Source organism: Burkholderia sp. Bp8986, from assembly GCF_003854225.1.
Taxonomy (GTDB): Bacteria; Pseudomonadota; Gammaproteobacteria; order Burkholderiales; family Burkholderiaceae; genus Burkholderia.
Genome location: NZ_QTQM01000010.1, coordinates 29,999 through 53,110 on the forward strand (window position 1 = coordinate 29,999; position 23,112 = coordinate 53,110).

Annotated in this window: 20 protein-coding genes; 18 read left to right on the forward strand and 2 right to left on the reverse strand. The window is 68.8% G+C overall.

Annotated elements, in window-relative coordinates; genetic code table 11:
• The first annotated feature begins 8 nt into the window (after positions 1–8).
• The 18 genes from DID99_RS12145 to DID99_RS12230 all read left to right on the forward strand — a co-directional run bounded on the left by DID99_RS12145 (position 9) and on the right by DID99_RS12230 (position 20,988).
• Entirely contained in the window at positions 9–935 is a 927-nt protein-coding gene (locus DID99_RS12145; protein WP_044845673.1) for an enoyl-CoA hydratase, read from the forward strand.
• Positions 932–2,020, forward strand: a complete 1,089-nt coding sequence (locus DID99_RS12150; RefSeq protein WP_124666785.1) for a nitronate monooxygenase family protein — start codon at positions 932–934, stop codon at positions 2,018–2,020. Before DID99_RS12145 ends, DID99_RS12150 begins: the two co-directional genes overlap by 4 nt.
• Before the next feature lie 25 nt (positions 2,021–2,045).
• Positions 2,046–2,855, forward strand: coding sequence for an enoyl-CoA hydratase family protein (locus DID99_RS12155; RefSeq protein WP_124645900.1), 810 nt, complete (start codon positions 2,046–2,048; stop codon positions 2,853–2,855).
• Positions 2,852–4,021, forward strand: a complete 1,170-nt coding sequence (locus tag DID99_RS12160; RefSeq protein ID WP_124484684.1) for an acyl-CoA dehydrogenase family protein — start codon at positions 2,852–2,854, stop codon at positions 4,019–4,021. Before DID99_RS12155 ends, DID99_RS12160 begins: the two co-directional genes overlap by 4 nt.
• Positions 4,022–4,056: 35 nt before the next feature.
• Complete coding sequence (locus tag DID99_RS12165; RefSeq protein WP_124666786.1) at positions 4,057–5,127, forward strand: acyl-CoA dehydrogenase family protein; 1,071 nt, start codon at positions 4,057–4,059, stop codon at positions 5,125–5,127.
• The gene (locus DID99_RS12170; RefSeq protein ID WP_124666787.1) at positions 5,124–6,275 is read left to right on the forward strand and encodes an acetyl-CoA C-acetyltransferase; all 1,152 of its coding nucleotides are present in this window, start codon (positions 5,124–5,126) and stop codon (positions 6,273–6,275) included. The genes DID99_RS12165 and DID99_RS12170 overlap by 4 nt, the downstream gene beginning before the upstream one ends.
• 41 nt (positions 6,276–6,316) lie before the next feature.
• Positions 6,317–7,195, forward strand: coding sequence for an SDR family oxidoreductase (locus DID99_RS12175; RefSeq protein WP_044845667.1), 879 nt, complete (start codon positions 6,317–6,319; stop codon positions 7,193–7,195).
• A gap of 2 nt (positions 7,196–7,197) precedes the next feature.
• On the forward strand, positions 7,198–8,439 hold the full coding sequence (locus DID99_RS12180) for an acyl-CoA dehydrogenase family protein (RefSeq protein WP_124570876.1): 1,242 nt from the start codon (positions 7,198–7,200) through the stop codon (positions 8,437–8,439).
• The gene (locus DID99_RS12185; RefSeq protein ID WP_124666788.1) at positions 8,436–9,635 is read left to right on the forward strand and encodes an acyl-CoA dehydrogenase family protein; all 1,200 of its coding nucleotides are present in this window, start codon (positions 8,436–8,438) and stop codon (positions 9,633–9,635) included. The genes DID99_RS12180 and DID99_RS12185 overlap by 4 nt, the downstream gene beginning before the upstream one ends.
• Complete coding sequence (locus tag DID99_RS12190) at positions 9,632–10,432, forward strand: SDR family oxidoreductase (protein ID WP_124666789.1); 801 nt, start codon at positions 9,632–9,634, stop codon at positions 10,430–10,432. The genes DID99_RS12185 and DID99_RS12190 overlap by 4 nt, the downstream gene beginning before the upstream one ends.
• Complete coding sequence (locus DID99_RS12195) at positions 10,432–10,917, forward strand: MaoC family dehydratase (protein ID WP_124666849.1); 486 nt, start codon at positions 10,432–10,434, stop codon at positions 10,915–10,917. The genes DID99_RS12190 and DID99_RS12195 overlap by 1 nt, the downstream gene beginning before the upstream one ends.
• A gap of 22 nt (positions 10,918–10,939) precedes the next feature.
• Positions 10,940–12,145, forward strand: a complete 1,206-nt coding sequence (locus DID99_RS12200; RefSeq protein WP_124666790.1) for an acetyl-CoA C-acyltransferase — start codon at positions 10,940–10,942, stop codon at positions 12,143–12,145.
• A gap of 168 nt (positions 12,146–12,313) precedes the next feature.
• On the forward strand, positions 12,314–13,273 hold the full coding sequence (locus tag DID99_RS12205) for a sialidase (protein WP_124666791.1): 960 nt from the start codon (positions 12,314–12,316) through the stop codon (positions 13,271–13,273).
• Between the two features lie 78 nt (positions 13,274–13,351).
• Positions 13,352–15,829 carry an RND family transporter gene (locus DID99_RS12210; protein WP_124666792.1) on the forward strand — a complete coding sequence of 826 codons (2,478 nt, stop codon included), beginning with the start codon at positions 13,352–13,354 and terminating at the stop codon, positions 15,827–15,829.
• A 77-nt stretch (positions 15,830–15,906) separates the two neighbouring features.
• The gene (locus DID99_RS12215) at positions 15,907–16,986 is read left to right on the forward strand and encodes a Rieske 2Fe-2S domain-containing protein (RefSeq protein ID WP_124484691.1); all 1,080 of its coding nucleotides are present in this window, start codon (positions 15,907–15,909) and stop codon (positions 16,984–16,986) included.
• Between the two features lie 306 nt (positions 16,987–17,292).
• Positions 17,293–17,496, forward strand: coding sequence for a cold-shock protein (locus DID99_RS12220; protein WP_006751843.1), 204 nt, complete (start codon positions 17,293–17,295; stop codon positions 17,494–17,496).
• 463 nt (positions 17,497–17,959) lie between these two features.
• The gene (gene infA / locus DID99_RS12225) at positions 17,960–18,223 is read left to right on the forward strand and encodes a translation initiation factor IF-1 (protein WP_011355053.1); all 264 of its coding nucleotides are present in this window, start codon (positions 17,960–17,962) and stop codon (positions 18,221–18,223) included.
• A gap of 692 nt (positions 18,224–18,915) precedes the next feature.
• Positions 18,916–20,988, forward strand: coding sequence for a Na/Pi cotransporter family protein (locus DID99_RS12230; RefSeq protein WP_124666793.1), 2,073 nt, complete (start codon positions 18,916–18,918; stop codon positions 20,986–20,988).
• Between the two features lie 168 nt (positions 20,989–21,156).
• Here DID99_RS12230 and dmpG read toward each other — a convergent pair whose 3' ends face one another.
• Together dmpG and DID99_RS12240 are read right to left on the reverse strand one after the other, a co-directional pair.
• Positions 21,157–22,188 (reverse strand): 4-hydroxy-2-oxovalerate aldolase, encoded by a 1,032-nt coding sequence (dmpG, locus tag DID99_RS12235; protein ID WP_124666794.1) that lies wholly within the window; start codon positions 22,186–22,188, stop codon positions 21,157–21,159.
• 16 nt (positions 22,189–22,204) lie between these two features.
• Positions 22,205–23,104 (reverse strand): acetaldehyde dehydrogenase (acetylating), encoded by a 900-nt coding sequence (locus DID99_RS12240; protein WP_044845651.1) that lies wholly within the window; start codon positions 23,102–23,104, stop codon positions 22,205–22,207.
• Positions 23,105–23,112 lie beyond the last annotated feature (8 nt).

The following is a 23,112-nucleotide window of genomic DNA, read 5'->3' on the forward strand; positions in this document are numbered from 1 at the left end:
GGTCCGACATGGAAGCGACCCAGATGACGTTCGGCGACGGTGTCGTCGACTACGCGGTCGAGGACGGCATCGCGACGATCACGATGAACCGTCCCGAGTATCACAACGCGCAGAACTCGAAGATGACGTATGCGCTCGACGCGGCGTTCCGGCGCGCGGCGCACGACGACGCGGTGAAGGCGATCGTGCTCGCGGGCGCCGGCAAGCATTTCTCGGCGGGCCACGACATCGGCACGCCGGGCCGCGACATCCACGAGTCGTTCGACCGCGCGTCGCTGTGGTACGACCACGTCGACAAGGAAGGCGGCGAATTCCTCTATGCGCGCGAACAGGAGGTGTACCTCGGGATGTGCCGGCGCTGGCGCGACCTGCCGAAGCCGACCATCGCGATGGTGCAGGGCGCGTGCATCGCGGGCGGGCTGATGCTCGCATGGGTGTGCGACCTGATCGTCGCGTCGGAGGATGCGTTCTTCGCGGATCCGGTCGTGCGGATGGGGATTCCGGGCGTCGAGTATTTCGCGCATGCGTACGAGCTGAACCCGCGCATCGCGAAGGAGTTCCTGTTCCTCGGCGAGCGGATGCCGGCCGAGCGCGCGTATCAGATGGGCATGGTCAATCGCGTGGTGCCGCGCGAGCGGCTGCGCGATGCAACCTACGCGATCGCCGCGAAGATCGCGACGATGCCGCGCCTCGGCCTCACGCTGACCAAGCAGGCGCTGAACCACGTCGAGGAACTCCAGGGCAAGCGCGCGGCGATGGATGCGGCATTCGCATGGCATCACTTCGCGCATGCGCACAACGAGCTCGTCAGTGGCGACCGCCTCGGCGGCTACGACGCCCGCAAGATGGCCAGCTCGCAGCGCAAGCCGGAACCGGCGGACGACGAAGCGCAGGCCGATGCGGCACCGGCCGCCGTCAACGGAGCCGCCGCATGAGCACGACGTTGCATACGCCGCTGTGCGACCTGCTCGGCTGCCGCTACCCGATCGTGCAGACCGCGATGGGCTGGGTGGCCGACGCGCGGCTTGTCGCGGCGACCGCCAACGCGGGCGGCTTCGGCTTCCTCGCCGGCGCGACGCTCGAACCCGGGCAGGTCGAGGCCGAGATCCTGAAGGTGAAGTCGCTGACCGACAAGCCGTTCGGCATCAATTTCCACATGTTCCAGAAGAACGCCGCACAGGTGGTCGATCTCGCGATCAAGCACCAGCTGCGTGCGGTCAGTTACGGCCGCGGGCCGGACGCGAAGACGATTCGCCGCTTCAAGGACGCCGGCATCGTCTGCATGCCGACCGTCGGCGCGCCGAAGCACGCGTCGAAGGCGGTCGAGCTCGGCGCGGACATCGTGACGGTGCAGGGCGCGGAAGGCGGCGGCCACACGGGCTCGGTGCCGACCACGCTGCTGCTGCCGAAGGTGCTCGACGCGGTGCGGGTGCCGGTCGTCGCGGCCGGCGGATTCTTCGACGGCCGCGGGCTGGCGGCCGCGCTCGCGTATGGCGCAGCCGGCATCGCGATGGGCACGCGTTTCCTGATGAGCGCCGAATCGCCGGTGCCGCGCGAAACGCTCGACCGCTACGTCGCGGTCGGCGACCCGGCGCGGATCCGCGTGTCGGACGCGCTCGACGGGCTGCCGCAACGGATGATCGACAACCCGTATCTGCTGAAGCTCGAACGCTTCGGCTCGCTGCGCCGCACGTGGTTCGCGCTGAAGACGGCCGAAGCGTGGCGGCGCCAGAACGGGCTGAGCACGGGCGACATGCTCCGCCTCGCGATCAAGGCGCTGCGCTCGCACGACTACACGGCGAGCCAGACGCTGATGGCCGCGAACGCGCCGTTCCTGATCCAGCGCGCGATCGTCGAGGGGCGGCCGGACGAAGGCGTGCTGCCTAGCGGCCAGGCGGCCGCGATGATCGGCGCGATCGAATCGTGCGATGCGCTGATCGCGCGGATCGTCGCGGAAGCCGGCGAGCGGCTCGACGCGCTGGCCGCATTGCGCGGCGCGACCGCGGCACAGGCTGCGTAAAAAACATCACAGGGAGGCTTTGGAGATGACTGCATCCAATCAACCGGGCGGCGCGACGCCGTTCCGGATCGAGCGCGCCGACGGCATCGCCGAACTGGTGATCGCCCATCCGCCCGTGAACGCGCTCGATGCGCAGGGCTGGCATGCGCTCGCGCGCGCGCTCGACGCGCTCGGCGAGGACGACGACGTGCGCGTGATCGTCGTGCGCGGCGAAGGCCGCGGCTTCTGCGCGGGCGTCGACATCAAGGAACTCGCCGCGCATCCGGAGCGGATCGTGTCGGTCAACGCCGGCAACTACGAGACGTTCCGCGCGGTGCACCGCAACCCGAAGCCGGTGATCGCGGCCGTGCACGGTTTCGTGCTCGGCGGCGGGATCGGCATCTGCGGCGCGGCGGACATCGTCGTCGCGGCCGACTGCGCGCGCTTCGGCGTGCCGGAGATCGACCGTGGCGCGATGGGCGGCGGCGCGCATCTGCAACGACTGTTCGGCGTGCAGAAGGTGCGCGCGATGTACTTCACCGGTGACATGATCGACGCAGCCGAAGCGTATCGGCTCGGCGCGCTCGAGCAGGTGGTGACGCGCGATGCGTTGCGCGACGCGGCGCTCGCGATTGCGCGCAAGATCGCGGAGAAAAGCCCGGCGATGGTGCGGCTCGCGAAGGAGGCGCTGAACGGCGTCGAGGACGGCGATCTCGAGGACAAATACCGCTGGGAGCAGGGCTTCACGCTGCAGGCGTACATGACGAACGACTCGACGGAGGCGCGCGCCGCATTCGTCGAGAAGCGCGACGCGCGGTTCGACGCGCAGGCAGGCGTCGAGGAGGCACGCGCATGAACCTGACCTATACGCCGCAACAGCAGGCGTTCCGCGCGGAAATCCGCGCATGGCTCGCCGCGCACGTGCCGCGCGAGCGGCTGCCGAGCTTCGATACCGAGGAAGGCTTCGCCGCGCACCGCGAATGGGAGCGCACGCTGCACTCGGGCCGCTGGAGCATGGTCACGTGGCCGCGCGAACTCGGCGGGCGCGGCTGCGACCTGATCGAGTGGCTGATTTTCGAGGAAGAGTACTGGCGCGCCGACGCACCGATGCGCGTGAACCAGAACGGCATCTTCCTGCTCGGCCCGACGCTGATGGATTTCGGCACGGACGCGCAGAAGGCGCGCTTCCTGCCCGCGATGGCGGCCGGCGAGCACGTGTGGGCGCAGGGCTGGTCGGAGCCGAACGCGGGTTCGGACATGGCCGCGATCCGCACGACGGCGATCCGCATCGGCGACGAATACGTGCTCAACGGCCAGAAGATCTGGTCGACCCGCGCGGTGTGGGCCGACTGGCTGTTCGGGCTGTTCCGCAGCGATCCCGAATCGTCGCGTCACCACGGGCTCACGTTCCTGATGGTGCCGCTGTCCGCGCCGGGCATCACGGTGCGTCCGATCCGCCAGCTCAACGGGCAGACGGGCTTCGCGGAAATCTTCTTCGACGACGTGCGCGTGCCGGTCGAGAACCGCCTCGCGGCCGAAGGCGCGGGCTGGCAGGTCGCGATGGCGACGGCCGGCTTCGAGCGCGGGCTGATGCTGCGTTCGCCCGCGCGGTTCCAGCGCACCGCGCAGGCGTTGCGCGACCTGTATCTCGCGCACCGCGACAGCGCGGATCGCGACCCGACGCTGCGCGAACGCGTGGTGTCCGCGTGGATGGACGCGCAGGCGTACGCGCTGTCGACCTATGCGACCGCAAGCCGGCTGCTGAAGGGCGGCCATATCGGCGCGGAATCGAGCACCAACAAGGTGTTCTGGTCGGAGCTGGACCTGCGGATGCACCAGACCGCGCTCGACATTCTCGGCGCGCACGGCGAGGTCGTCCCGCAGACGGCCGCGCAGCACGCGACGCTCGGCCACTGGCTCGACGGCTTCCTGTTCGCGCAGGCCGGCCCGATCTACGCGGGCACCAACGAGATCCAGCGCAACATCGTCGCCGAACGGATGCTCGGCATGCCGCGCGCGTGAGCGCGCCGGCGATTCCCTCACTGAACGGACATCGTATGGATTTCGTATTCGATGAAGACCAGGAAGCGCTCGCGGACAGCGTGAAGCGCCTGCTGATGACCGAGATGACCCCGGAGCTGATCCGCGAGCTGTGGGCCACGCCGACCGGCCGCTCCGACGCGCTGTGGTCGCTGTTCGCGTCGCAGGGGCTGACCGCCGTGTCGGTGCCCGAAGCGCACGGCGGCCTCGGCCTGACCGAAGCGGAATGGGCGCTGCTCGCGCAGACCTACGGCTATTTCGGCAGCCCGGAGCCGCTGCTCGACACGGCGCTGGTATCGGCCGGCGTGCTCGCGCGGCTGCCCGCCAGCGGCTGGCGCGACGTGCTGCTGCGCGACATCGCCGAAGGGCGCGCGCGTGTCGCGTTCGTGCATCCGGTGAACCCGTATGCGGCCGACGTGCACGTCGCGCAGGCGCTGCTCTGCGAGCACCGCGGCGAGCTGCACCGCGTCGATCCCGCGCAGTGCGCGTGGCGCGCGGTCGACAGCGTCGACCCGTCGCGGCGCCTGTTCACGCTCGACTGGGAACCGTCGGCGGCCACGCGCATCGCGGGCGCCGACGAAGCCGCGCCGCTGCTCGATCGCGCGCTCGATCACGGCGCGTTCGCGGTGGCCGCGCAGTTGCTCGGCCTCACGCAGCGCGTGCTCGACGTCGCGATCGACTACAGCGCGCAGCGCAAGCAGTTCGGCAAGGCGATCGGTTCGTACCAGGCGCTCAAGCACCTGCTCGCCGACGTCGCGATCCGCTACGAGTTCGCGCGGCCGGTGGTCGCGCGCGCGGCTCAAGCGATCGCCGACGATCACCCGCAGCGCGCGGTGCTGGTGTCGCACGCGAAGCTCGCGGCGAGCGCCGCCGCGCAGCTGGCCGCGCGCCACACGATGCAGGTTCACGGTGCGATCGGCTACACGTGGGAGCTCGACCTGCAGATCTTCATGAAGCGGATCTGGGCGCTCTCCGGCAGCTGGGGCGACACCGCGTTCCACAAGGCCCGCGTGGCCGACGCGATCCTCGGCGACGCATTGCCGATCGGCCCCGCGCAGACCTTCGACTTCGAGGAAACCAATCAATGAAACAAGCCTATATCGTCGACGCGCTGCGCACGCCGACCGGCCGCCGCAAGGGCGGGCTCGCGCACGTGCACGCGGCGGACCTCGGCGGCTTCGTGCTGAAGACGCTCGTCGAACGCAACGCGATTCCGGCCGACGAATACGACGACGTGGTGTTCGGCTGCGTCGACACGATCGGCCCGCTCGCGGGCAACATCGCGCGCACCTGCTGGCTCGCGGCCGGGTTGCCGCTGCAGGTGCCGGGCGTGACGGTCGACCGCCAGTGCGGCTCGTCGCAGCAGGCCGTGCACTTCGCCGCGCAGGCCGTGATGAGCGGTGTGCAGGACGTGGTGGTTGCGGGCGGCGTGCAGACGATGACGCAGATCCCGATCTCGTCCGCGATGACGAGCGCGGTGTCGCTGGGTTTCAACGACCCGTTCTCGGGCAGCACCGGCTGGCGCGCGCGTTTCGGCGACGCGCCGGTATCGCAGTTCGTCGCCGCGCAACGGATCGCCGATCACTGGAACCTGTCGCGCGACGCGATGGAACGCTATGCGCTGGAGAGCCATCGCCGTGCGGTGGCGGCGATCGAGGCCGGCCATTTCAAGCGGGAAATCGTGCCGCTCGAAGGCGTGCAACACGATGAAACGCCGCGCCCCGACACGTCGCTCGACAAGATGGCGACGCTCGAACCGCTGATGCCGGGCGGCTCGCTGACGGCCGCGGTCGCGAGCCAGACCTGCGATGCGGCCGCGGCGCTCTTGATCGTGTCGGAAGATGCCTTGAAGCGCTACGGCCTCACACCGCGCGCGCGCATTCATCACTTGAGCGTGCTCGGCGACGATCCGCTGTGGATGCTCACCGCGCCGATCCCGGCGACCAAGGCCGCGCTGAAGAAGAGCGGGCTCGACTCGGCGCAGATCGACGTCGTCGAGATGAACGAGGCGTTCGCGTCGGTCGCGCAGGCCTGGCTTGCCGACACGCGCTTCCCGCACGAAAAGACCAACCCGAACGGCGGCGGCATCGCGCTCGGCCATCCGCTCGGCGCGACCGGCGCGCGGCTGATGACGACGCTGCTGCACGAACTGGAACGCACCGGCGGACGTTACGGGATGCAGACGATGTGTGAAGGCGGTGGTCTCGCGAACGTCACGATCATCGAGCGCCTGTGAGCGCGTCACTTTCACGATTTCTCGATCCAGGAGGCATCAGCATGGGAATCTGTAACGGACGCACCGTCATCATCACCGGCGCCGGCGGCGGGCTCGGGCGCGAATACGCGCTCGCGTTCGCGGCCGAGGGCGCGGCGGTCGTCGTCAACGACATCCGGCACGAGGCAGCGCAGGCCGTGTGCGACGAGATCGCACGACGCGGCGGCCGCGCGCTCGCGAATTCGGACGACATCACCAGGATCGACACCGCGCAGCGGATCGTCGACGCCGCACGTGAAGCATTCGGCGACGTGCACGTGCTGGTCAACAACGCAGGCATCTGCCGCGACAAGATGTTCACCAGCATGACCGAAACCGACTGGGACGACGTGATGCGCGTACACCTGCGCGGCCACTTCTGCCTGTCGAGCGTGCTGGCGCGTGTATGGCGCGACGCCGCGAAGGCCGGCCATCCGGTCGACGCGCGCATCGTCAACACGAGCTCCGGCGCCGGGTTGCAAGGCTCGATCGGCCAGTCGAACTACGGCGCGGCGAAGGCCGGCATCGCGGCGCTCACGCTGATGCAGGCGGTCGAACTGCAGCGCTACGGCGTGCGCGTGAACGCGCTCGCGCCGGCCGCGCGCACGTCGATGACCGAAGGCGTGTTCGCCGACATGATGAAGAAGCCCGAGGACGGCGGCTTCGACTATTTCGATCCGGCCAACGTCGCGCCGCTCGTCGTGTGGCTCGGCAGCGCGCTGTCGGCCGACGTGACGGGCCAGGTGTTCGAGGTCGCGGGCGGGATGATCGCGGTGGCCGAAGGCTGGCGCACCGGCCCGAGCGTCGACCGCGGCGCGCGCTGGGCGCCGGCCGAGGTCGGCCCGGCGGTCGCGCGACTGCTGGCCGATGCGCGGCCCGCGCAGCGCGTGTACGGGAGCTGACGATGGATCTGGCGCTCACCGACGAACAGGCGATGATCCGCGACGCGGCAGCCGACGTGCTCGCCGAGCGCAGCGCGTCGGCCGACGTGCGTCGCGCGATCGAGCAAGCGGCCGGCCGCGACGACGCGCTGTGGGCCGCGCTCGCGGGCGAACTCGGCTGGAACGCGCTGGCGCTGCCGGAGGCGGCGGGCGGGATGGGGCTCGGCGCGGTCGAACAGACGCTGTTGATGGAGCAGCTTGGGCGGCGCGTCGCGTGCGTGCCGTATTTTTCGACCGCGTGCGTGGCGGGCACCGCGCTGGCCGGCTGCGATACGCCGGGCGCGACCGGCTGGCTCGCGAAGCTGGCCGAAGGCGCGTGCAGCGCGACGCTGGCATTGCCGCTCGAGCTTCCGGCCGGCGCGGGTCAACTGCCGGTCGTCGCGGAAGAAGCGGCGGGCGGTTACGCGCTGTCCGGAACGATCGAGCAGGTGATCGACGGTGCGCGCGCCGACCTGCTGATGATCCCGGCACGGATCGCGAACGAAGGGCAGGCGATCGGGGTGTTCGCGATCGACGTCGCGACGGTGTCGGGCCTGAGCGTCACGCCGCTCGACACGCTCGACGCGACGCGGCCGATCGCGCGCGTCGTGCTCGACGAGGCCCGCGTGAGCCGCGACGCGTTGTTCGCGAGCGGCGGCGCTGCCGCGAAGTTGCTCGAACGCACCGCATGGTTCGCAGCGCTCGCGCTGGCCGCCGAACAACTCGGTGGCGCACAGCAATGCCTCGATCTCACGCTCGACTACACCGGCCAGCGCGTGCAGTTCGGCCGCGCGATCGCATCGTTCCAGGCGGTCAAGCACCGCTGCGCGCAGATGATGGTGCTGATCGAATCCGCGCGCTCGGCCGTGCTCGGCGCCGCCCACGCGTGGGACGCGGAAGCCGGCAGCGGCACGCCCGGCGCTGCGCTGCGCGCCGACGTCGCGGCCGCAAAAGCCGCCGCCAACGATGCGTATGCGTTCTGCGCACAGGAGGCGATCCAGCTGCACGGCGGCGTCGGCTTCACGTGGGAATACGACCCGCATCTCTATTTCAAGCGCGCGCAGGCGTCGGGCGCGCAGTTCGGCAGCACGCCGCAACTGCTCGAATGGATCGCCAGCCAGGCGATCGACGGCGGCGCGTCGCGGCACGACGCGGTGCTCGCGTCGTCGCCGTCGGCTTCGATCGCCACGCGTTCGTCCGCCGCGCGCACCGGAGCCCTCCAATGAACAGCGAATCGCGCGAACAGCAATTGCGGCACGAAGTCGCCGACTGGGTGCAGTCGCACCTGACCGGCGAATTCGCGTGCCTGAAGTACCGCGGCGGCCCCGGCGACGAGGAAGCGTTTCCCGAACTGCGCAAGGCGTGGGAACGGGAACTCGCGCAGGGCGGCTGGACCGGCCTCGGCTGGCCGACCGACACGGGCGGCCGCGGCTTTTCGGTCGCCGAGCAGGTGATCTTCCACGAGGAATACGCGCGCGCCGGCGGCCCCGGGCGGATGGGGCACATCGGCGAAGGGCTGCTCGGCCCGACGCTCGTCGCGTGCGGCACCGACGACCAGCGCGCGCGCTTCCTGCCCGGAATTCTCGCCGGCACGCAGTTCTGGTGCCAGGGTTACTCGGAGCCGGGCGCGGGTTCGGACCTCGCGAACGTGCGCACGCGCGCCGAGCAGGACGCCGACGGTACCTGGCGCGTGCACGGCCAGAAGGTGTGGACGTCGCTCGCGCACGACTCCGACTGGATCTTCGTGCTCGCGCGCACCGATCCGGCGTCGAAGGGCAACAAGGGGCTGTCGTTCCTGCTGATGCCGCTCGACCAGCCGGGCATCGAGATTCGCCCGATCAAACAGCTCAACGGCGGCGCCGAATTCAACGAAGTGTTCTTCGACGGTGCGCGCGCGGAAGCTCGCGATCTCGTCGGCGCGCCGGGCGACGGCTGGCGGGTCGCGATGACGCTGCTCGGCTTCGAGCGCGGCATGTCGACGCTCGGCCAGCAGATGCAGTTCGTCCGCGAACTCGACTGGGTGATCGACGCCGCGCGCGAATCGGGCGCCGATCGCGACCCGGTGCTGCGCCAGCGGATCGGCCGCGCGTGGGCCGGCCTGCGCGTGATGCGCTACAACGCGCTGCGGATGCTGTCGGGCGCGGACGACGCGAACGGCGCCACCGCGCCGCTGCGCCGCGAGGCGTTGATCTACAAGTATTTCTGGTCGAACTGGCACCGCGACCTCGGCCAGCTCGCGATGGATGCGCTTGGGTCCCGCGCGAACGTGATCGACCCGGCCGACGAGAAGCTCACCCATCTGCAGCGCGTGTTCCTGTTCTCCCGTGCGGACACGATCTACGCCGGCACCAACGAAATCCAGCTGAACATCATGGCCGAGCGCGGGCTCGGCATGCCCAGGGAACCGCGAGGAAACGCATGACCGAACCCCAGATCCAGAAAGCGCCGGCGTACGTGCCGGGCCACCAGCTGCTCGCCGGCAAATCGGTGCTGATCACGGCCGCCGCCGGCGCCGGCATCGGCTTCGCGGCGGCGCGCCGCTGCGCGGAGGAAGGCTGTCGCGCGCTGTTCATCTCCGACATCCACGAGAAACGCCTCGAACAGGCCATGGAGACGCTGCGCGCCGAAACGGGGCTGCAGCAGATCTACGGCCGCCTGTGCAACGTCGCGGTCGAGGACGACGTGCAGGCGCTCGTCGCGGAAGCCCAGGACAAGCTCGACGGCGTCGACGTACTGATCAACAACGCCGGGCTCGGCGGAGCGAAACGCATCGTCGAAATGGACGATGCCGAATGGTCGCGGGTGATCGACATTAGCCTGACCGGGACGTTCCGGATGACGCGCGCGATGCTGCCGCACATGCAGGCCCGCGGCCGCGGCGCGATCGTCAACAACGCATCGGTGCTCGGCTGGCGTGCGCAGGCGGAACAGGCGCACTACGCGGCGGCGAAGGCGGGCGTGATGGCGCTCACGCGCTGCGCGGCGCTCGAGGCGTCGCCTTACGGGGTGCGCATCAACGCGGTCGCGCCGAGCATCGCGATGCACGATTTTCTGAAGAAGTCGGCCCCGGCCGACCTGCTGAATCAACTGGCGTCGCGCGAAGCCTTCGGGCGCGCCGCCGAAGTCTGGGAGGTCGCGAACGTGATGGTGTTCCTTGCAAGCGATTACGCGTCGTACATGACGGGCGAAGTGCTGTCGGTCAGCAGCCAGCACGCATGATGAGCGCGACCCTCGACTCCGTGCGCGCGACGCCCCGCGTGTTCGCGCATCCCGGCGAACTCGCGGCGGCCGTCGGCGACACGCTCGGCGCGAGCGCGTGGCTCGCGATCGACCAGATCCGCATCGACGGCTTCGCCGACGCGACGGGCGACCACCAGTGGGTACACGTCGACCCGGTGCGCGCGAAGGACGGCCCGTTCGGCGCGTGCATCGCGCACGGCTACCTGACGCTGTCGCTCGTCAATTATTTCCTGCCGCAGATCGTGCGCATCGACGGCGCGCAGCTCGGCGTCAACTACGGCTGCGACAAGATCCGCTTCCCGGCGCCGGTGAAGGTCGGCGCGCGCGTGCGCGGCGTCGGCGAGCTGCTGCGCGTCGAGGCGCTCGACGGCGGCGTGCAGGCGTGGGTTCGCGTGACCGTCGAGATCGAAGGCGAGGCCAGGCCCGGCTGCGTCGCCGACACGATCAGCCGCTACTACTTCTAGTTTCGATTCAGAGAGCCAGCTCATGGAAGACGCAGTCATCGTTTCCGTCGCACGCACGCCGATCGGCAAGGCGTTTCGCGGCATGTTCAACGACACCGAGGCGCCCGCGCTGGGCGGCCACGTCGTGCGCGCGGCGCTCGAACGCGCGGGCGTTGCGCCGGCCGACGTCGACGACGTGCTGATCGGCTGCGCCGCGCAGCAGGGCACGCAGGGCTACAACATCGGCCGTCTGTCGGCCGCGGCGGCCGGCTTGCCGGCGTCGGTGCCCGGGATGTCGATCGACCGCATGTGCTCGTCGGGCCTGATGTCGATCGCGAGCGCCGCGCGCAGCATCGGCGCGGGCGACGCGCGGATCGTCGTCGCGGGCGGCGTCGAATCGATCTCGCTCACGCAGAACAAGCACAAGAACGGCTACCGCGCGCGTTCGCAGGCCGTGCTCGACCATCAGCCGGCCGCGTACATGGCGATGATGGAAACGGCCGAGATCGTGTCGCGCCGTTACGGCATCTCGCGTGCCGCGCAGGACGAATTCGCGCTGCAGAGCCACCAGCGCACGGCCGACGCGCAGGCGGCCGGCCGCTTCGACGCGGAAATCGCGCCGCTCGACGTGCGGCGCGCGCTGTTCGACAAGGAAGGCAACCCGACCGGCCACGAAGCCGTCCACGCGGCGCGCGACGAGGGCGTGCGCGCCGACACGACGGCCGAACGGCTCGCGGGGCTCAAGCCGTCGTGGAGCGGCGGCAAGGTCGTCGAGCAGGGCGAGTTCGTGACGGCCGGCAACGCGTCGCAGCTGTCGGACGGCGCGGCGGCGGTCGTCGTGATGTCGCGGGCCGAGGCGGAGCGTCGCGGACTGACGCCGCTCGGCACGTTCCGCGGGCTGGCCGTGGCCGGCTGCGAGCCGGACGAGATGGGCATCGGCCCGGTGTTCGCGATTCCGAAGCTGCTGGAACGTTTCGGGATGACCGCGCGCGACGTCGGGCTGTGGGAGCTGAACGAGGCGTTCGCGTGCCAGGCGCTGTATTGCCGCGACACCCTCGGCATCCCCGACGAGCGGCTGAACGTCGACGGCGGCGCGATCGCGCTCGGCCACCCGTTCGGGATGTCGGGCACGCGGATGACGATGCACGCGCTGCTCGAAGGCGCGCGCCGCGGCGTGCGGCATGCGGTCGTGACGATGTGCATCGGCGGCGGGATGGGTGCCGCCGCGCTGTTCGAGGTCGGCGCGTAACGACGCTCGAGCAAGGCTCAACGGCAGCCGAGCCGGCAGCCCGGTTCGGCTGCCATCCATTCGGGACCATTCGAGGCCGCGGCAACGACCGACGGCCCGGAGACTTGCAGCGGCAGGGCGAGCGCGTCGGCGCGGGCCCGGGCCGCTCGCAGAGAAGGAGACAAACCGATGAAACGTACTTTGCCAGGACTCGCGATGTCGGCGCTCGTGCTCGGCGCCGCGCTGTTCGCGTTCTCGCCGCGCCCGCTGCCGGCGTTCCCGGTCACCGCGATCCATGCGGACCGCCTGCAGATCAACGGGCTCGCCCGCGCCGGCACGCGCATCGTCGCGGTCGGCGAGCGCGGCGTGATCCTGTTGAGCGACGATGCGGGCGGCCGCTGGCGGCCGGCGTCGGTCACGCCGGACCAGGGATCGACGCTCACGCAGGTGAGCTTCGTCACGCCGACGCTCGGCATCGCGGTCGGTCACGACGGCCGGATCCTGCGCAGCGACGACGCGGGCGTGCACTGGCGCGAAGCTCATGGCGACAACGCACATTCCGATCCGCTGCTGTCCGTGTGGGGAACCGCGAACGGCCCGCTGTTCGCGGCCGGCAGTTTCGGCCAGCTGCTGCGCTCGGACGATGCCGGGCTCACGTGGCAGCCGCTCAAGACACCGGCGGGCGACCGCCACCTGAACGCGATCGTCGGCGACGGCCACGGCGACCTGCTGATCGCCGGCGAGAGCGGCACGCTGCTGCGCTCGACCGACAACGGCGCGAGCTGGGACAAGGTGCCGTCGCCGTACCAAGGCTCGCTGTTCGGCGCGCTGATGCTCGCGAACGGCGACTGGGTCGCGTACGGCATGCGCGGCAACGTGCTGCGCAGCACCGATCGCGGCGCGACCTGGACGCACGTCGACAGCCACGTGCCGGTGTCGTATTTCGGCGCGACCCAGCTTGCCGACGGCGAACTCGTGCTGGTCGGGCAGGGCGGCGCGATCGTCGGGTCGCGCGACGGCGGCCTGACCTTCGACGTGCGCAAGCTCGGCGGCGTGCAGAGCCTCGCGGCCGTGCTCGACATGGGCCGCGGCGCGCTGCTGCTCGGGGGCGAGGCCGGCGTCGCGCCGCTCGCTGCGTCGCCGTCCTGATGCGCGGCGGCGGTCGCGTTGCCGCGCCGCCCGCATCGTCCGCATCGCCTGTTTCGTCCGTTCCGACACGAGAAATCCATGAACGACCTGTCACGCTCCACCGAAGCCGTTCCCGCGTCGCGCCTCGCCGCGTTCGTCGAGCGCTGCGCCGATACCATCATCCGGCAGCGCCGGCTGCTGATGTTGCTGTGCGTCGCGCTGACGGTCGCGCTCGGCCTGTCCGCGACGCGCCTGAAGCTCGATCCGGGCTTCAACAAGATGATCCCGATGCAGCACCCGTACATGCAGGTGTTCGAGCGCTACGCGGGCGCGTTCCCCGGCGCGAACACGATCCTCGTCAGCCTGCGCTGGAAGGGCGACGGCGACATCTACAACCAGACGTTCATGGACGCGCTGCGCCACGCGACCGACGACGTGTTCTTCATCCCCGGCGTGAACCGCTCGCGCGTGTTCTCGCTGTTTACGCCGAACGTCCACTACACCGAGGTGACGGAAGCCGGTTTTCGCGGCGACGTGGTCGTGCCCGGCCAGTTCTCGAGCGCGAACCCGGACGACCTCGCGAAGGTGCGCCGCAACGTCGCGCGCTCCGGGCAGATCGGCCGCCTGGTCGGCAACGACCTGAAGTCGGCGCTGATCCGCGCGGAGTTGCGCGAGACCGATCCGGCCACCGGCAAGCGGCTCGACTACAGCGCGGTCGCGCGCCAGCTCGAGGAAATCCGCGCGCGCTACGCGAAGCAGGGCATCGACGTGAACATCATCGGCTTCGCGAAGCTGGTGGGCGACGTCGAGGCCGGGATCGCCGGCGTGATGGCGTTCTTCGCGCTCGCGTTCCTCGTGACGGCCGCGCTGCTGTTCGCCTATACGCGCTCGCTGAAGACGACCGTGCTCGCGCTCGTCGTCGCGCTGCTGCCGGTCGTCTGGCTGCTCGGCGCGCTGCCGCTGCTCGGGCTCGGCATCGATCCGATGTCGATCCTCGTGCCGTTCCTGATCTTCTCGATCGGCGTGTCGCACGCGGTGCAGATGACCAATGCGTGGAAGCAGGCGCTGGTGCGCGGCGCATCGTCGGCGGAGGCCGCGCGCGACGCGTTCCGCAAGCTGTTCGTGCCGGGCACGGTCGCGCTGCTGACCAACGCGCTCGGCTTCATGGTGATCATGCGGATCAGGATCGACATCGTGCGCGAGCTCGGCATCACCGCGTGCCTCGGCGTGCTGCTGATGATCGTCACCAACAAGGTGTTCCTGCCGATCCTGCTGTCGTACACGCGCCTCGAACGCGGCACGCTCGCGCGGGCGCAGCGCACCGCGGCGGCCGGCGGAAGCCCGATGTGGTCGCGCTTCGCGCTGTTCGCGCGCCCGGCGCCCGCGCTCGGCGTGTTCGCCGTCGCGCTCGCGCTGCTCGCGTACGGCACGCTCGAGTCGCGCAGGCTCGAGATCGGCGACATCGGCACCGGCGCGCCGGAGCTGCGCGCGAACTCGCGCTACAACGTCGACAACGCGGCGATCACGCACCAGTACAACATCGGCGTCGACGTGCTGTCGGTGATCGTCGAGACGACCGGTTTCGACGACGCCTGCCTGCATTACCCGGTGATGAGCGCGATCGAGAAGTTCGAGATGAACATGCGCGGCGTGGCGGGCGTGCAGTCGGTGACGAGCGTCGCGTCGCAGGGCAAGGTGTTCATCGCCGCGTTCAACGAAGGCAATCCGCGCTGGGCCGCGTTGCCGCGTTCCAGCGATGGGCTCACGCAGGGTTCCAACGCGTTCGACCCCGACAACGGGATGAACACCGCGAACTGCAAGGCGATCCAGGTGCTGATCTACACGAAGAACCACGAAGGCACGACCATCGCGCACATCGTCGACGAGATCAAGCGCTACGCGGCCGAGAACCCGACGCCGAACGTCGCGTTCCGGCTCGCGGGCGGCAACGTCGGCGTGATGGCCGCGACCAACGAGGCGGTCGGCGACGCGGAGGTCGCGATGCTGCTGTCGATCTTCGGTGCGATCGCGCTGCTGTGCGCGGTCACGTTCCGCTCGTGGCGCGCGGTGCTGTGCATCATCGTGCCGCTCACGCTGGTGTCGATCCTGTGCAACGCGGTGATGGCGCGACTAGGCATCGGGCTGAAGGTCGCGACGCTGCCGGTGATCACGCTCGGTGTCGGCGTAGGCGTCGACTACGGGATCTACCTGTACGAACGCCTGCAGCACGACCTGCGCCACGGCGCGACGCTGCCCGACGCATTCGCCGACGCGATGCGCCAGCGCGGCACCGCGGCGCTGTTCACGGCCGTCACGATGTTCATCGGCGTCGGCACGTGGGCGTTCTCCGCGCTGAAGTTCCAGGTCGACATGGGCGTGCTGCTCGCGTTCATGTTCCTCGTGAACCTGTTCGGCGCGGTGTTCCTGCTCCCCGCGCTGGCCGCGTGGCTCGGCGTCGAGCGTGCCGAGCGCCGCGTGGCGCAACTGCCGCAGCCGTCCGCGTCGTCTGCGTCGTCTGCGCCGGCACCAGCGCGCGAACCGACGCGCGCGCTCGAACCCGGCAATCCGGCGCGCTGAACGACGCAACCCCCGAACCCCCATTACCCCGGTGCGCGGCGGGCCGCCGCGCGTCCCCCAAAGAGGAGTCAACCCACATGTCCGCACGCCCTTACAAGATCGAAGCCCAGCCGCTCGCGCAGCGCTATGCGCGCGGCTGGCACTGCCTCGGCCTCGCCCGCGACTACAAGGACGGCAAGCCGCACACGCTGAACATCTTCGGTCGCAAACTCGCCGCGTTCGCCGATTCGACCGGCAGGATCAACATCGTCGACGCGTACTGCCCGCACATGGGCGCCGACCTGAGCCTCGGCACGGTCGAAGGCGACAACCTCGTCTGCCCGTTCCACGGCTGGGCATGGAACGGCGCAGGGCAGTGCGCGTCGATTCCGTATTGCAAGCGGATTCCGCCGAAGGCGCGCATCGGCGCGTGGCCGACCTGCGAGGAAAACAACCTGCTGTTCGTGTGGAACGACCCGGAAGGCAATGCGCCGCCGCCGGAAGTCGCGATTCCGAGGCTCGACGTGTGCTTCTCCGACGAATGGTCGGACTGGGTCGTCGACAAGATGGTGATCAACGCGAACTGCCGCGAGCTGGTCGACAACATCTCGGACGTCGCGCACTTCGCGACCGTGCACCATGCGCCGATCGACTATTTCGCGAACCTGTTCGAGGATCACAAGGCGACGCAGCTGATGGTCGGCCGCAGCGAGAAGCTCGGCGGCGACAGCCTGACCGCGCTGTCGACGTATTTCGGGCCGGCCGTGCACATCACGCAGATGACGGGGCAGAGCGGCGGGCAGCCGATCCATTCGGTGCTGCTGAACTGCCACGTGCCGATCGACATGAACAGCTTCGAGCTGCGCTACGGCGTGATCGTGAAGAAGGTGGCCGGCCTGAGCGACGCGCAGAACCTGGAGATCGCGAACGCGTACGTGAAGGAAGCGCAGCGCGCGTTCTACGAGGACGTCGACATCTGGCACAGCAAGACGCGCATCGACAACCCGCTGCTGTGCGAAGGCGACGGGCCGCTGTACCAGATGCGCGACTGGTATTCGCAGTTCTATCTGGACGCGGCCGACGTGCGGCCGTCGAGCGTCGCGCGCAAGTCGTTCGAGATGAAGATCCGAGACGGCGAGACGCCGCCGGCGCTGCATCACGTGTTCGAACCGCAGTAACGCAATAGCGCAGTCACGGCGCGGCGTGGCGAGTGGCGGGAAAAATGGGGGGCGTATCGCTGCGCCTCCCGATTGCCGCAAACGCCCGCCGGACAAGGCGGCGCGTGCTGCCGCGCGCACGCGTCGCATCGAAAGGACTTGACGGATCGGCTTGCACCGCGTAGTGTCCGAGACCGAAGTCTTCAAGAAGCTCGATTGCTCATCATTGGCCGCACGACGTGCGGCAGTCGTTGGTCTCTCCCTCTTTGATTCTTTCTGTGCCCGTCACGGGCGCATGTTCATTTCATTCGTATTAAGGAAGTATTTGTGGATACCGGTACCGTCAAGTGGTTCAACGAAACCAAGGGCTTTGGTTTCATCTCCCCGGACAACGGCGGCGACGATCTGTTCGCCCATTTCTCTGAAATCCGCGGCACGGGTTTCAAGACCCTGGCCGAAGGCCAGAAGGTCAGCTACGAAGTGAAGCGCGGCCCGAAGGGTCTGCAAGCGTCGAACATCACGCCGCAGTAAGCCGTATCGGCACCGGTCGCCAAGCGGCGGCCGCTGCCGGACGGATCTCGCGCGGAGGCCGGCCCGAGCCGGCGTCCAGCGCGTTCCGACGCACACGACCGATGCATCGCGGCATTCACGATGCATCGGTCGTGTGCTTCCCTCATCCATCGCACGTCCGTACGACGTGCGATCCAACGCCCTCGCGACGCGTTCGCCGTGTCGCCAGCGGCCCATGCTGCAACCCGAGTAGACCGTCGCCATGCCGCACGCGGCGCGGTCCCGACTTTGCGCGGTGCTGATCGCATCGCCGCCACTGACCGCCCGACCGCCGCAACGCGCCGGGCTCCGATTGCAAGGCGGGCCCGTCGCCCGTCTGAACGAATTGATACCCGGCATCCTGCCGGCCGCCGTCCCGTTGCCGGGCACTGCGCTGGTCAGTTCGCCGCGGCCGCGGTCATTCACCTTGTCTGGAGGAATTGGTTTGGCAAAAGAAGAACTGCTGGAACTGGACGGAATCGTCGACGAAGTGCTGCCGGACAGCAAATACCGTGTCACGCTTGAAAACGGCGTCGTGGTCGGCGCGTATGCGTCGGGCCGCATGCGCAAGAACCACATCCGCATTCTCGCGGGTGACCGTGTGACGCTGGAACTGTCGGTGTACGACCTGACGAAGGGGCGCATCAACTTCCGCCACAAGGACGCGAATTCGCCGCGTCCGCCGCGCACCGGGCAACCGCGTCGCTAAGCAGTAGCGATCGGGCGGCGCAACGCCGTACCGATCGAAACCCGTCCGGCCCGGTCATGCGGCCGGGCACACCGGATGGACGGCGCAGGTCGCGCCGTTCGCCGGTCTGGTTCGCGGATTCGACATCGGCGAGCCATCTCCGACGAGCGCCGGCCCAAAGCGCGCGCTCCGCTCCCATCCAGTTGTACGCATCCACGTATCGCACCGCGCGTTTCAATATCGAAACATGCCGACGTGTCGGCACAGCGGCGTGCTCGGCCCGCTCGTGATGGTGACGCCACCACGTGGTCGCCGGGCGCGCGTGTTGGCGGCAATCAACATGGGCCGATGCATGAGAGACGCAGGCCTGTATCAACGCTGCAACACATCCATTCGCCCAACGGGCCCATTTCCGTATTTTTCGGTTTCAACACGCCTTGCGCACCCGACCCGCATTGGTGGCACGCCACTTGCAGCGGGGATGTGGCTGCGGGCGCGTGATTTCATGGAAACCGCCGTGGGCGACCGTAACGTGGCGCACGGCGTCTTCGGGGGAAGGCTCGTCGCATGATCTACGGTTCGGTCGTGCGTTTCTCCGTCGCGACAAGACGTATTCGAGTTCGCCTTTCCTCGCCGGCCGACGACGGGCGTGATCGAACTTCACGACGGGAAACGGTACAAGAACAACCGGTCGGCGTCTGGGGCCCAGAGTCATGACATTCACGTTCACGCTGGTCGATCTCGCCGGCTCGATTGCGCTGGTGCTGCTCGGGACGCAGATGCTTCAGACCGGCATGCAGCGCGCGTTCGGCGCTGGCCTGCGGTCGCTGCTGGAACGGGCGCTTTTCGGGCGACTCCCTGCCTTCTTCGGCGGCATGGGCGTAACAGCGGTGCTGCAGAGCAGTACGACGACCGCGGTCATGACGAGCGAGCTCGCCGCGCAGGGGCGCGTCGGCCTTGTCCCGGCACTGGCCGTCGTGCTCGGCGCGAACGTGGGTACGACGTTGCTCGTGCAGGTGCTTTCGTTCGAAGTCGGCGCCGTGTCGCCCGCCCTGATCCTCGTTGGCGTACTGATGTTCCGCAAGGTATCGAACACTTGCGCTCATGAACTGGGGCGCACGCTCATTGGCCTGGGCCTGTTGCTGCTCGCACTGCATCATCTGCAGGAGTTGATGACGGACTACGAGGATGCGCCGAATCTTCGGATGCTGCTGAGCGACGCATCCACGATACCGCTGATCGACGTCCTGCTGGCGGCCGGCCTGGCCTGGGCCGCCGATTCGAACGTCGCGATCGTGCTCCTGATCATGTCGCTGTGCGCGCAAAACGTCATTCCCCCCGATACGGCTTTCGCGCTGGTGCTGGGTGCCAACCTGGGCGCGGCCATTCGCCCGGTGCTGGAGGAGACCGCGACACACGATCCTGCCTCCCGATGCGTGCCGGTCGGCATGCTGCTCATTCTGTCGGCCGGCGTGGTGATTGCGCTTGTCGCACTGACGCCGATCGGTTGCGTCATGGTCAGGATCGAACCGGACAATGGGCGGGTGGTGGCCGATTTCCATACGCTGTTCAACCTGTCGCTGGCCGGGCTGTTCCTGCCGCTGCTGGTCCCGTACGCCGACCTGCTGACCCGACTGCTTCCTTCGCTCGTGAAGGTCTCGGCCGCGTCCCGATCGCAGTACGCCGATCCGCTCGCGGAACAGGCGCCCGGGATCACGCTCGGCATGGAGGCCCGTGATGTGCTTCCCGTCGTCGACACGCGATACGGGATACGTTCACGAGCCCGTGCCGCATCGATCGCCCGTGCCGGAGCGTCGGTCACGGAAGTCCGTACCCACGACGACGTTCTCGACAATGTCAGGATTGCACCCCGGACACCGCTGACGCGCCCCGATGCCGGACAACTTGCCGGCTACGATGGTCAGCACCGGAATGCAGGCGAGGACCGGCTACAGGAGGACGCGCGGCATTGCATCGAAATCAGGAAATGCGCCGGCCATACGATCGAGCACCTTGGCGCCGACGGCAACGTGCAGACGTACTACCCGGCGAAGTCGCTGTGGCTCACCCTGCAGGACATCCAGGTCGTCAGGCGACTGGAGCCTGCCGGAGGGACAACGCATTCGACGCTTTCGACCTATGTCCAGGGGACGGCGAGTCTGGACGACTGCTGTCTGTCGATCATGGGTGACGTGCAGAACAGCACGCGCACGATACACATCACCTTCGCGGCTCGCGAGATCGGCCAGCCTGAACGGCACGGCCTTCGCGAATTGCAGGACGAACTGGGCATCACCCATTCGGACGATCCGCTTGGCACGGCACGGCTCGGCTACAACGAGTCCGATGACGAGATGCAGGAACCGGCTCAGTGGTGGGCATGGTGCGACGTGCCGGCGAGCAGCATGCAGGCACTTGCCGACGGCGTCGAGGCGGGGCAGGTCACAGCCGTCAAGGCCGGGCTGTGCCTGCGGGACGTCTATACGTCGATCCCGCCCGGTGCCGTGCTGACGGGGGGATTGCGCGTGTTCCTGAGGCCCGGCGAGGATGGCAACGCATTGAAGGCGGCGCCGATCGCCAGCGGATACGTCGTGTATCTCGCCATCGATCTCCCGAAGGTCAGTCTGCCGGGAGATGGCCGGACAGCGCGGATGCCGCTGCGCACGGACGACGGGAATCCCGTCGTGGCGCTGACGGAGAGGCTCGACAAGGTGTTCACCGGCTTGAAGTGGCTCGCTGCGCTGGTCGCGATCCTGGTTGTCGTGCTTCTGAGCAAGGGGCGGTGACAACCAGGAAGCCGGGGGCTGCCGATCGCGTTGCGGCCGATTCGGCTACCGGCTCCGAATCACTGCATCAAGCGTGCGCAATGCTCGAGCGGCCGCGTCTCGCAGGAAATCTTCGACGAACGGCTCGCATCATGTCGATTGCCGCGCGTGCTGTACGCTGACTGCCGTTCAGGCCGCCACCGCCCGTGCCCGCGCCATCGTCAGCGCCGCATCCTCGATCATGTCCTCCTGCCCGCCGACGAGCCGCTGCCGGCCGAGTTCGACGAGGATGTCGCGCGCCGGAATCCCGTACTTCGCTTCCGCGCGCTTCGCGAACAGCAGGAACGACGAGTAGACGCCCGCATAGCCGAGCGTCAGCGCATCGCGGTCGAGGCGGATCGGCGCGTCCATGATCGGCACGACGAGATCCTCGGCGACGTCGGAAATCGCGAACACGTCGACGCCGGTCTCGATTCCCATCCGGTCGCACACCGCGACGAACACTTCCATCGGCGTATTGCCCGCACCGGCACCGAGGCCGGCGGCAGCCGCGTCGATCCGGTTCGCGCCGGCGGCGACCGCCGCGACCGAGTTCGCGACGCCCATCGCGAGGTTGTGGTGGCCATGGAAGCCGAGTTCCGTCTCCGGCTTCAGCGCGGCGCGCACCTGGCCGATCCGCGTGGTCACGTCGTCGGGCAGCATGTGGCCGGCCGAATCGGTGATGTAGATGCAGTTCGCGCCGTACGACTCCATCAGCTTCGCCTGCACGACGAGCTGCTCGGGCGACGACATGTGCGCCATCATCAGGAATCCGACGGTATCGAGGCCGAGCGTGCGCGCGAGGCCGATATGCTGTTCCGACACGTCGGCTTCGGTGCAGTGCGTCGCGACGCGGATCGTGCCGACGCCGAGCTCGTGCGCCATGCGCAGGTGCTCGACGGTGCCGATGCCGGGCAGCAGCAGCGCCGACACCTTCGCCTGCTTCAGCTCCGGAATCACGGCGCTCAGGTACGCCTCGTCGGTATGCGCGGGAAAACCGTAGTTAACCGAAGCGCCGCCGAGCCCGTCGCCGTGCGTGACCTCGATCAGCGGCACGCCGGCCGCATCGAGCCCGCGCGCGATGTTGCGCATCTGGTCGAGCGTGATCTGGTGACGCTTCGGGTGCATCCCGTCGCGCAACGACATGTCGTGGACGGTGATCTTCTTGCCTGCAAGTGACATCGTGTGACTCCTCGACTCAAGCGGTGGCGGCCGTCGCGGCCAGCATCTGTTCGGCGAAACGCTCGGCCGTGGCGGCCGCGGCGGCGGTCATGATGTCGAGATTGCCCGCGTATTTCGGCAGGTAATCGCCGAGCCCCTCGACTTCCATGAACACCGACACGCGGTTGCCGTCGAACACCGGGCCGTTCTTCAGCGTGTAGCCGGGCACGTAGCGCTGCACTTCCTTGACCATCGCATGCACCGACGCGGTGATCGCGTCGACGTCGGGCGGGCCGTCGGTGAGGCAGTGGATCGTGTCGCGCATGATCAGCGGCGGCTCGGCCGGGTTGATCACGATGATCGCCTTGCCCTTGCGGGCGCCGCCGACCTGTTCGATCGCGCCGGACGTCGTGCGCGTGAATTCGTCGATGTTCTTGCGCGTGCCGGGGCCGACCGAGCGCGACGACACCGTCGCGACGATCTCGCCGTACGCGACCGGCTGCACGCGCGACACCGCGTACACCATCGGGATCGTCGCCTGGCCGCCGCAGGTCACCATGTTCACGTTCATCTGCGCGCTGCCGAGATGCGCGTCGAGGTTGACCGGCGGCACGCAGTACGGCCCGATCGCGGCTGGCGTCAGGTCGATCATCTTCACGCCGAGCGCGGTGAGCTTGTCGGAGTTGTCGCGGTGCACGTAGGCCGACGTCGCGTCGAACGCGATGCGGATCTCGTCGTCGGCGACGTGCGGCAGCAGCCCGTCGACACCTTTGTCGGTGGTCTTCAGCCCGAATTCGCGGGCCCGCGCGAGGCCGTCGGACGCAGGGTCGACGCCGACCATCCACACCGGTTCGAGCACCGGCGAGCGGCGCAGCTTGTAAAGCAGGTCGGTGCCGATGTTGCCGGGCCCGATCAGTGCGCATTTGATTTTCTTCATCAGGATTC

Coding starts and splice junctions, on each gene's coding strand:
- DID99_RS12210 (WP_124666792.1), top strand. CDS start 13,352: ATGAACGACCTGTCACGCTCCACCGAAGCCGTTCCCGCGTCGCGCCTC.
- DID99_RS12230 (WP_124666793.1), top strand. CDS start 18,916: ATGACATTCACGTTCACGCTGGTCGATCTCGCCGGCTCGATTGCGCTG.
- DID99_RS12240 (WP_044845651.1), bottom strand. CDS start 23,104: ATGAAGAAAATCAAATGCGCACTGATCGGGCCCGGCAACATCGGCACC.
- DID99_RS12175 (WP_044845667.1), top strand. CDS start 6,317: ATGGGAATCTGTAACGGACGCACCGTCATCATCACCGGCGCCGGCGGC.
- DID99_RS12185 (WP_124666788.1), top strand. CDS start 8,436: ATGAACAGCGAATCGCGCGAACAGCAATTGCGGCACGAAGTCGCCGAC.
- DID99_RS12205 (WP_124666791.1), top strand. CDS start 12,314: ATGAAACGTACTTTGCCAGGACTCGCGATGTCGGCGCTCGTGCTCGGC.
- DID99_RS12190 (WP_124666789.1), top strand. CDS start 9,632: ATGACCGAACCCCAGATCCAGAAAGCGCCGGCGTACGTGCCGGGCCAC.
- DID99_RS12200 (WP_124666790.1), top strand. CDS start 10,940: ATGGAAGACGCAGTCATCGTTTCCGTCGCACGCACGCCGATCGGCAAG.
- DID99_RS12195 (WP_124666849.1), top strand. CDS start 10,432: ATGAGCGCGACCCTCGACTCCGTGCGCGCGACGCCCCGCGTGTTCGCG.
- dmpG (WP_124666794.1), bottom strand. CDS start 22,188: ATGTCACTTGCAGGCAAGAAGATCACCGTCCACGACATGTCGTTGCGC.
- DID99_RS12150 (WP_124666785.1), top strand. CDS start 932: ATGAGCACGACGTTGCATACGCCGCTGTGCGACCTGCTCGGCTGCCGC.
- DID99_RS12165 (WP_124666786.1), top strand. CDS start 4,057: ATGGATTTCGTATTCGATGAAGACCAGGAAGCGCTCGCGGACAGCGTG.
- DID99_RS12215 (WP_124484691.1), top strand. CDS start 15,907: ATGTCCGCACGCCCTTACAAGATCGAAGCCCAGCCGCTCGCGCAGCGC.
- DID99_RS12160 (WP_124484684.1), top strand. CDS start 2,852: ATGAACCTGACCTATACGCCGCAACAGCAGGCGTTCCGCGCGGAAATC.
- DID99_RS12145 (WP_044845673.1), top strand. CDS start 9: ATGGAAGCGACCCAGATGACGTTCGGCGACGGTGTCGTCGACTACGCG.
- DID99_RS12170 (WP_124666787.1), top strand. CDS start 5,124: ATGAAACAAGCCTATATCGTCGACGCGCTGCGCACGCCGACCGGCCGC.
- DID99_RS12180 (WP_124570876.1), top strand. CDS start 7,198: ATGGATCTGGCGCTCACCGACGAACAGGCGATGATCCGCGACGCGGCA.
- DID99_RS12155 (WP_124645900.1), top strand. CDS start 2,046: ATGACTGCATCCAATCAACCGGGCGGCGCGACGCCGTTCCGGATCGAG.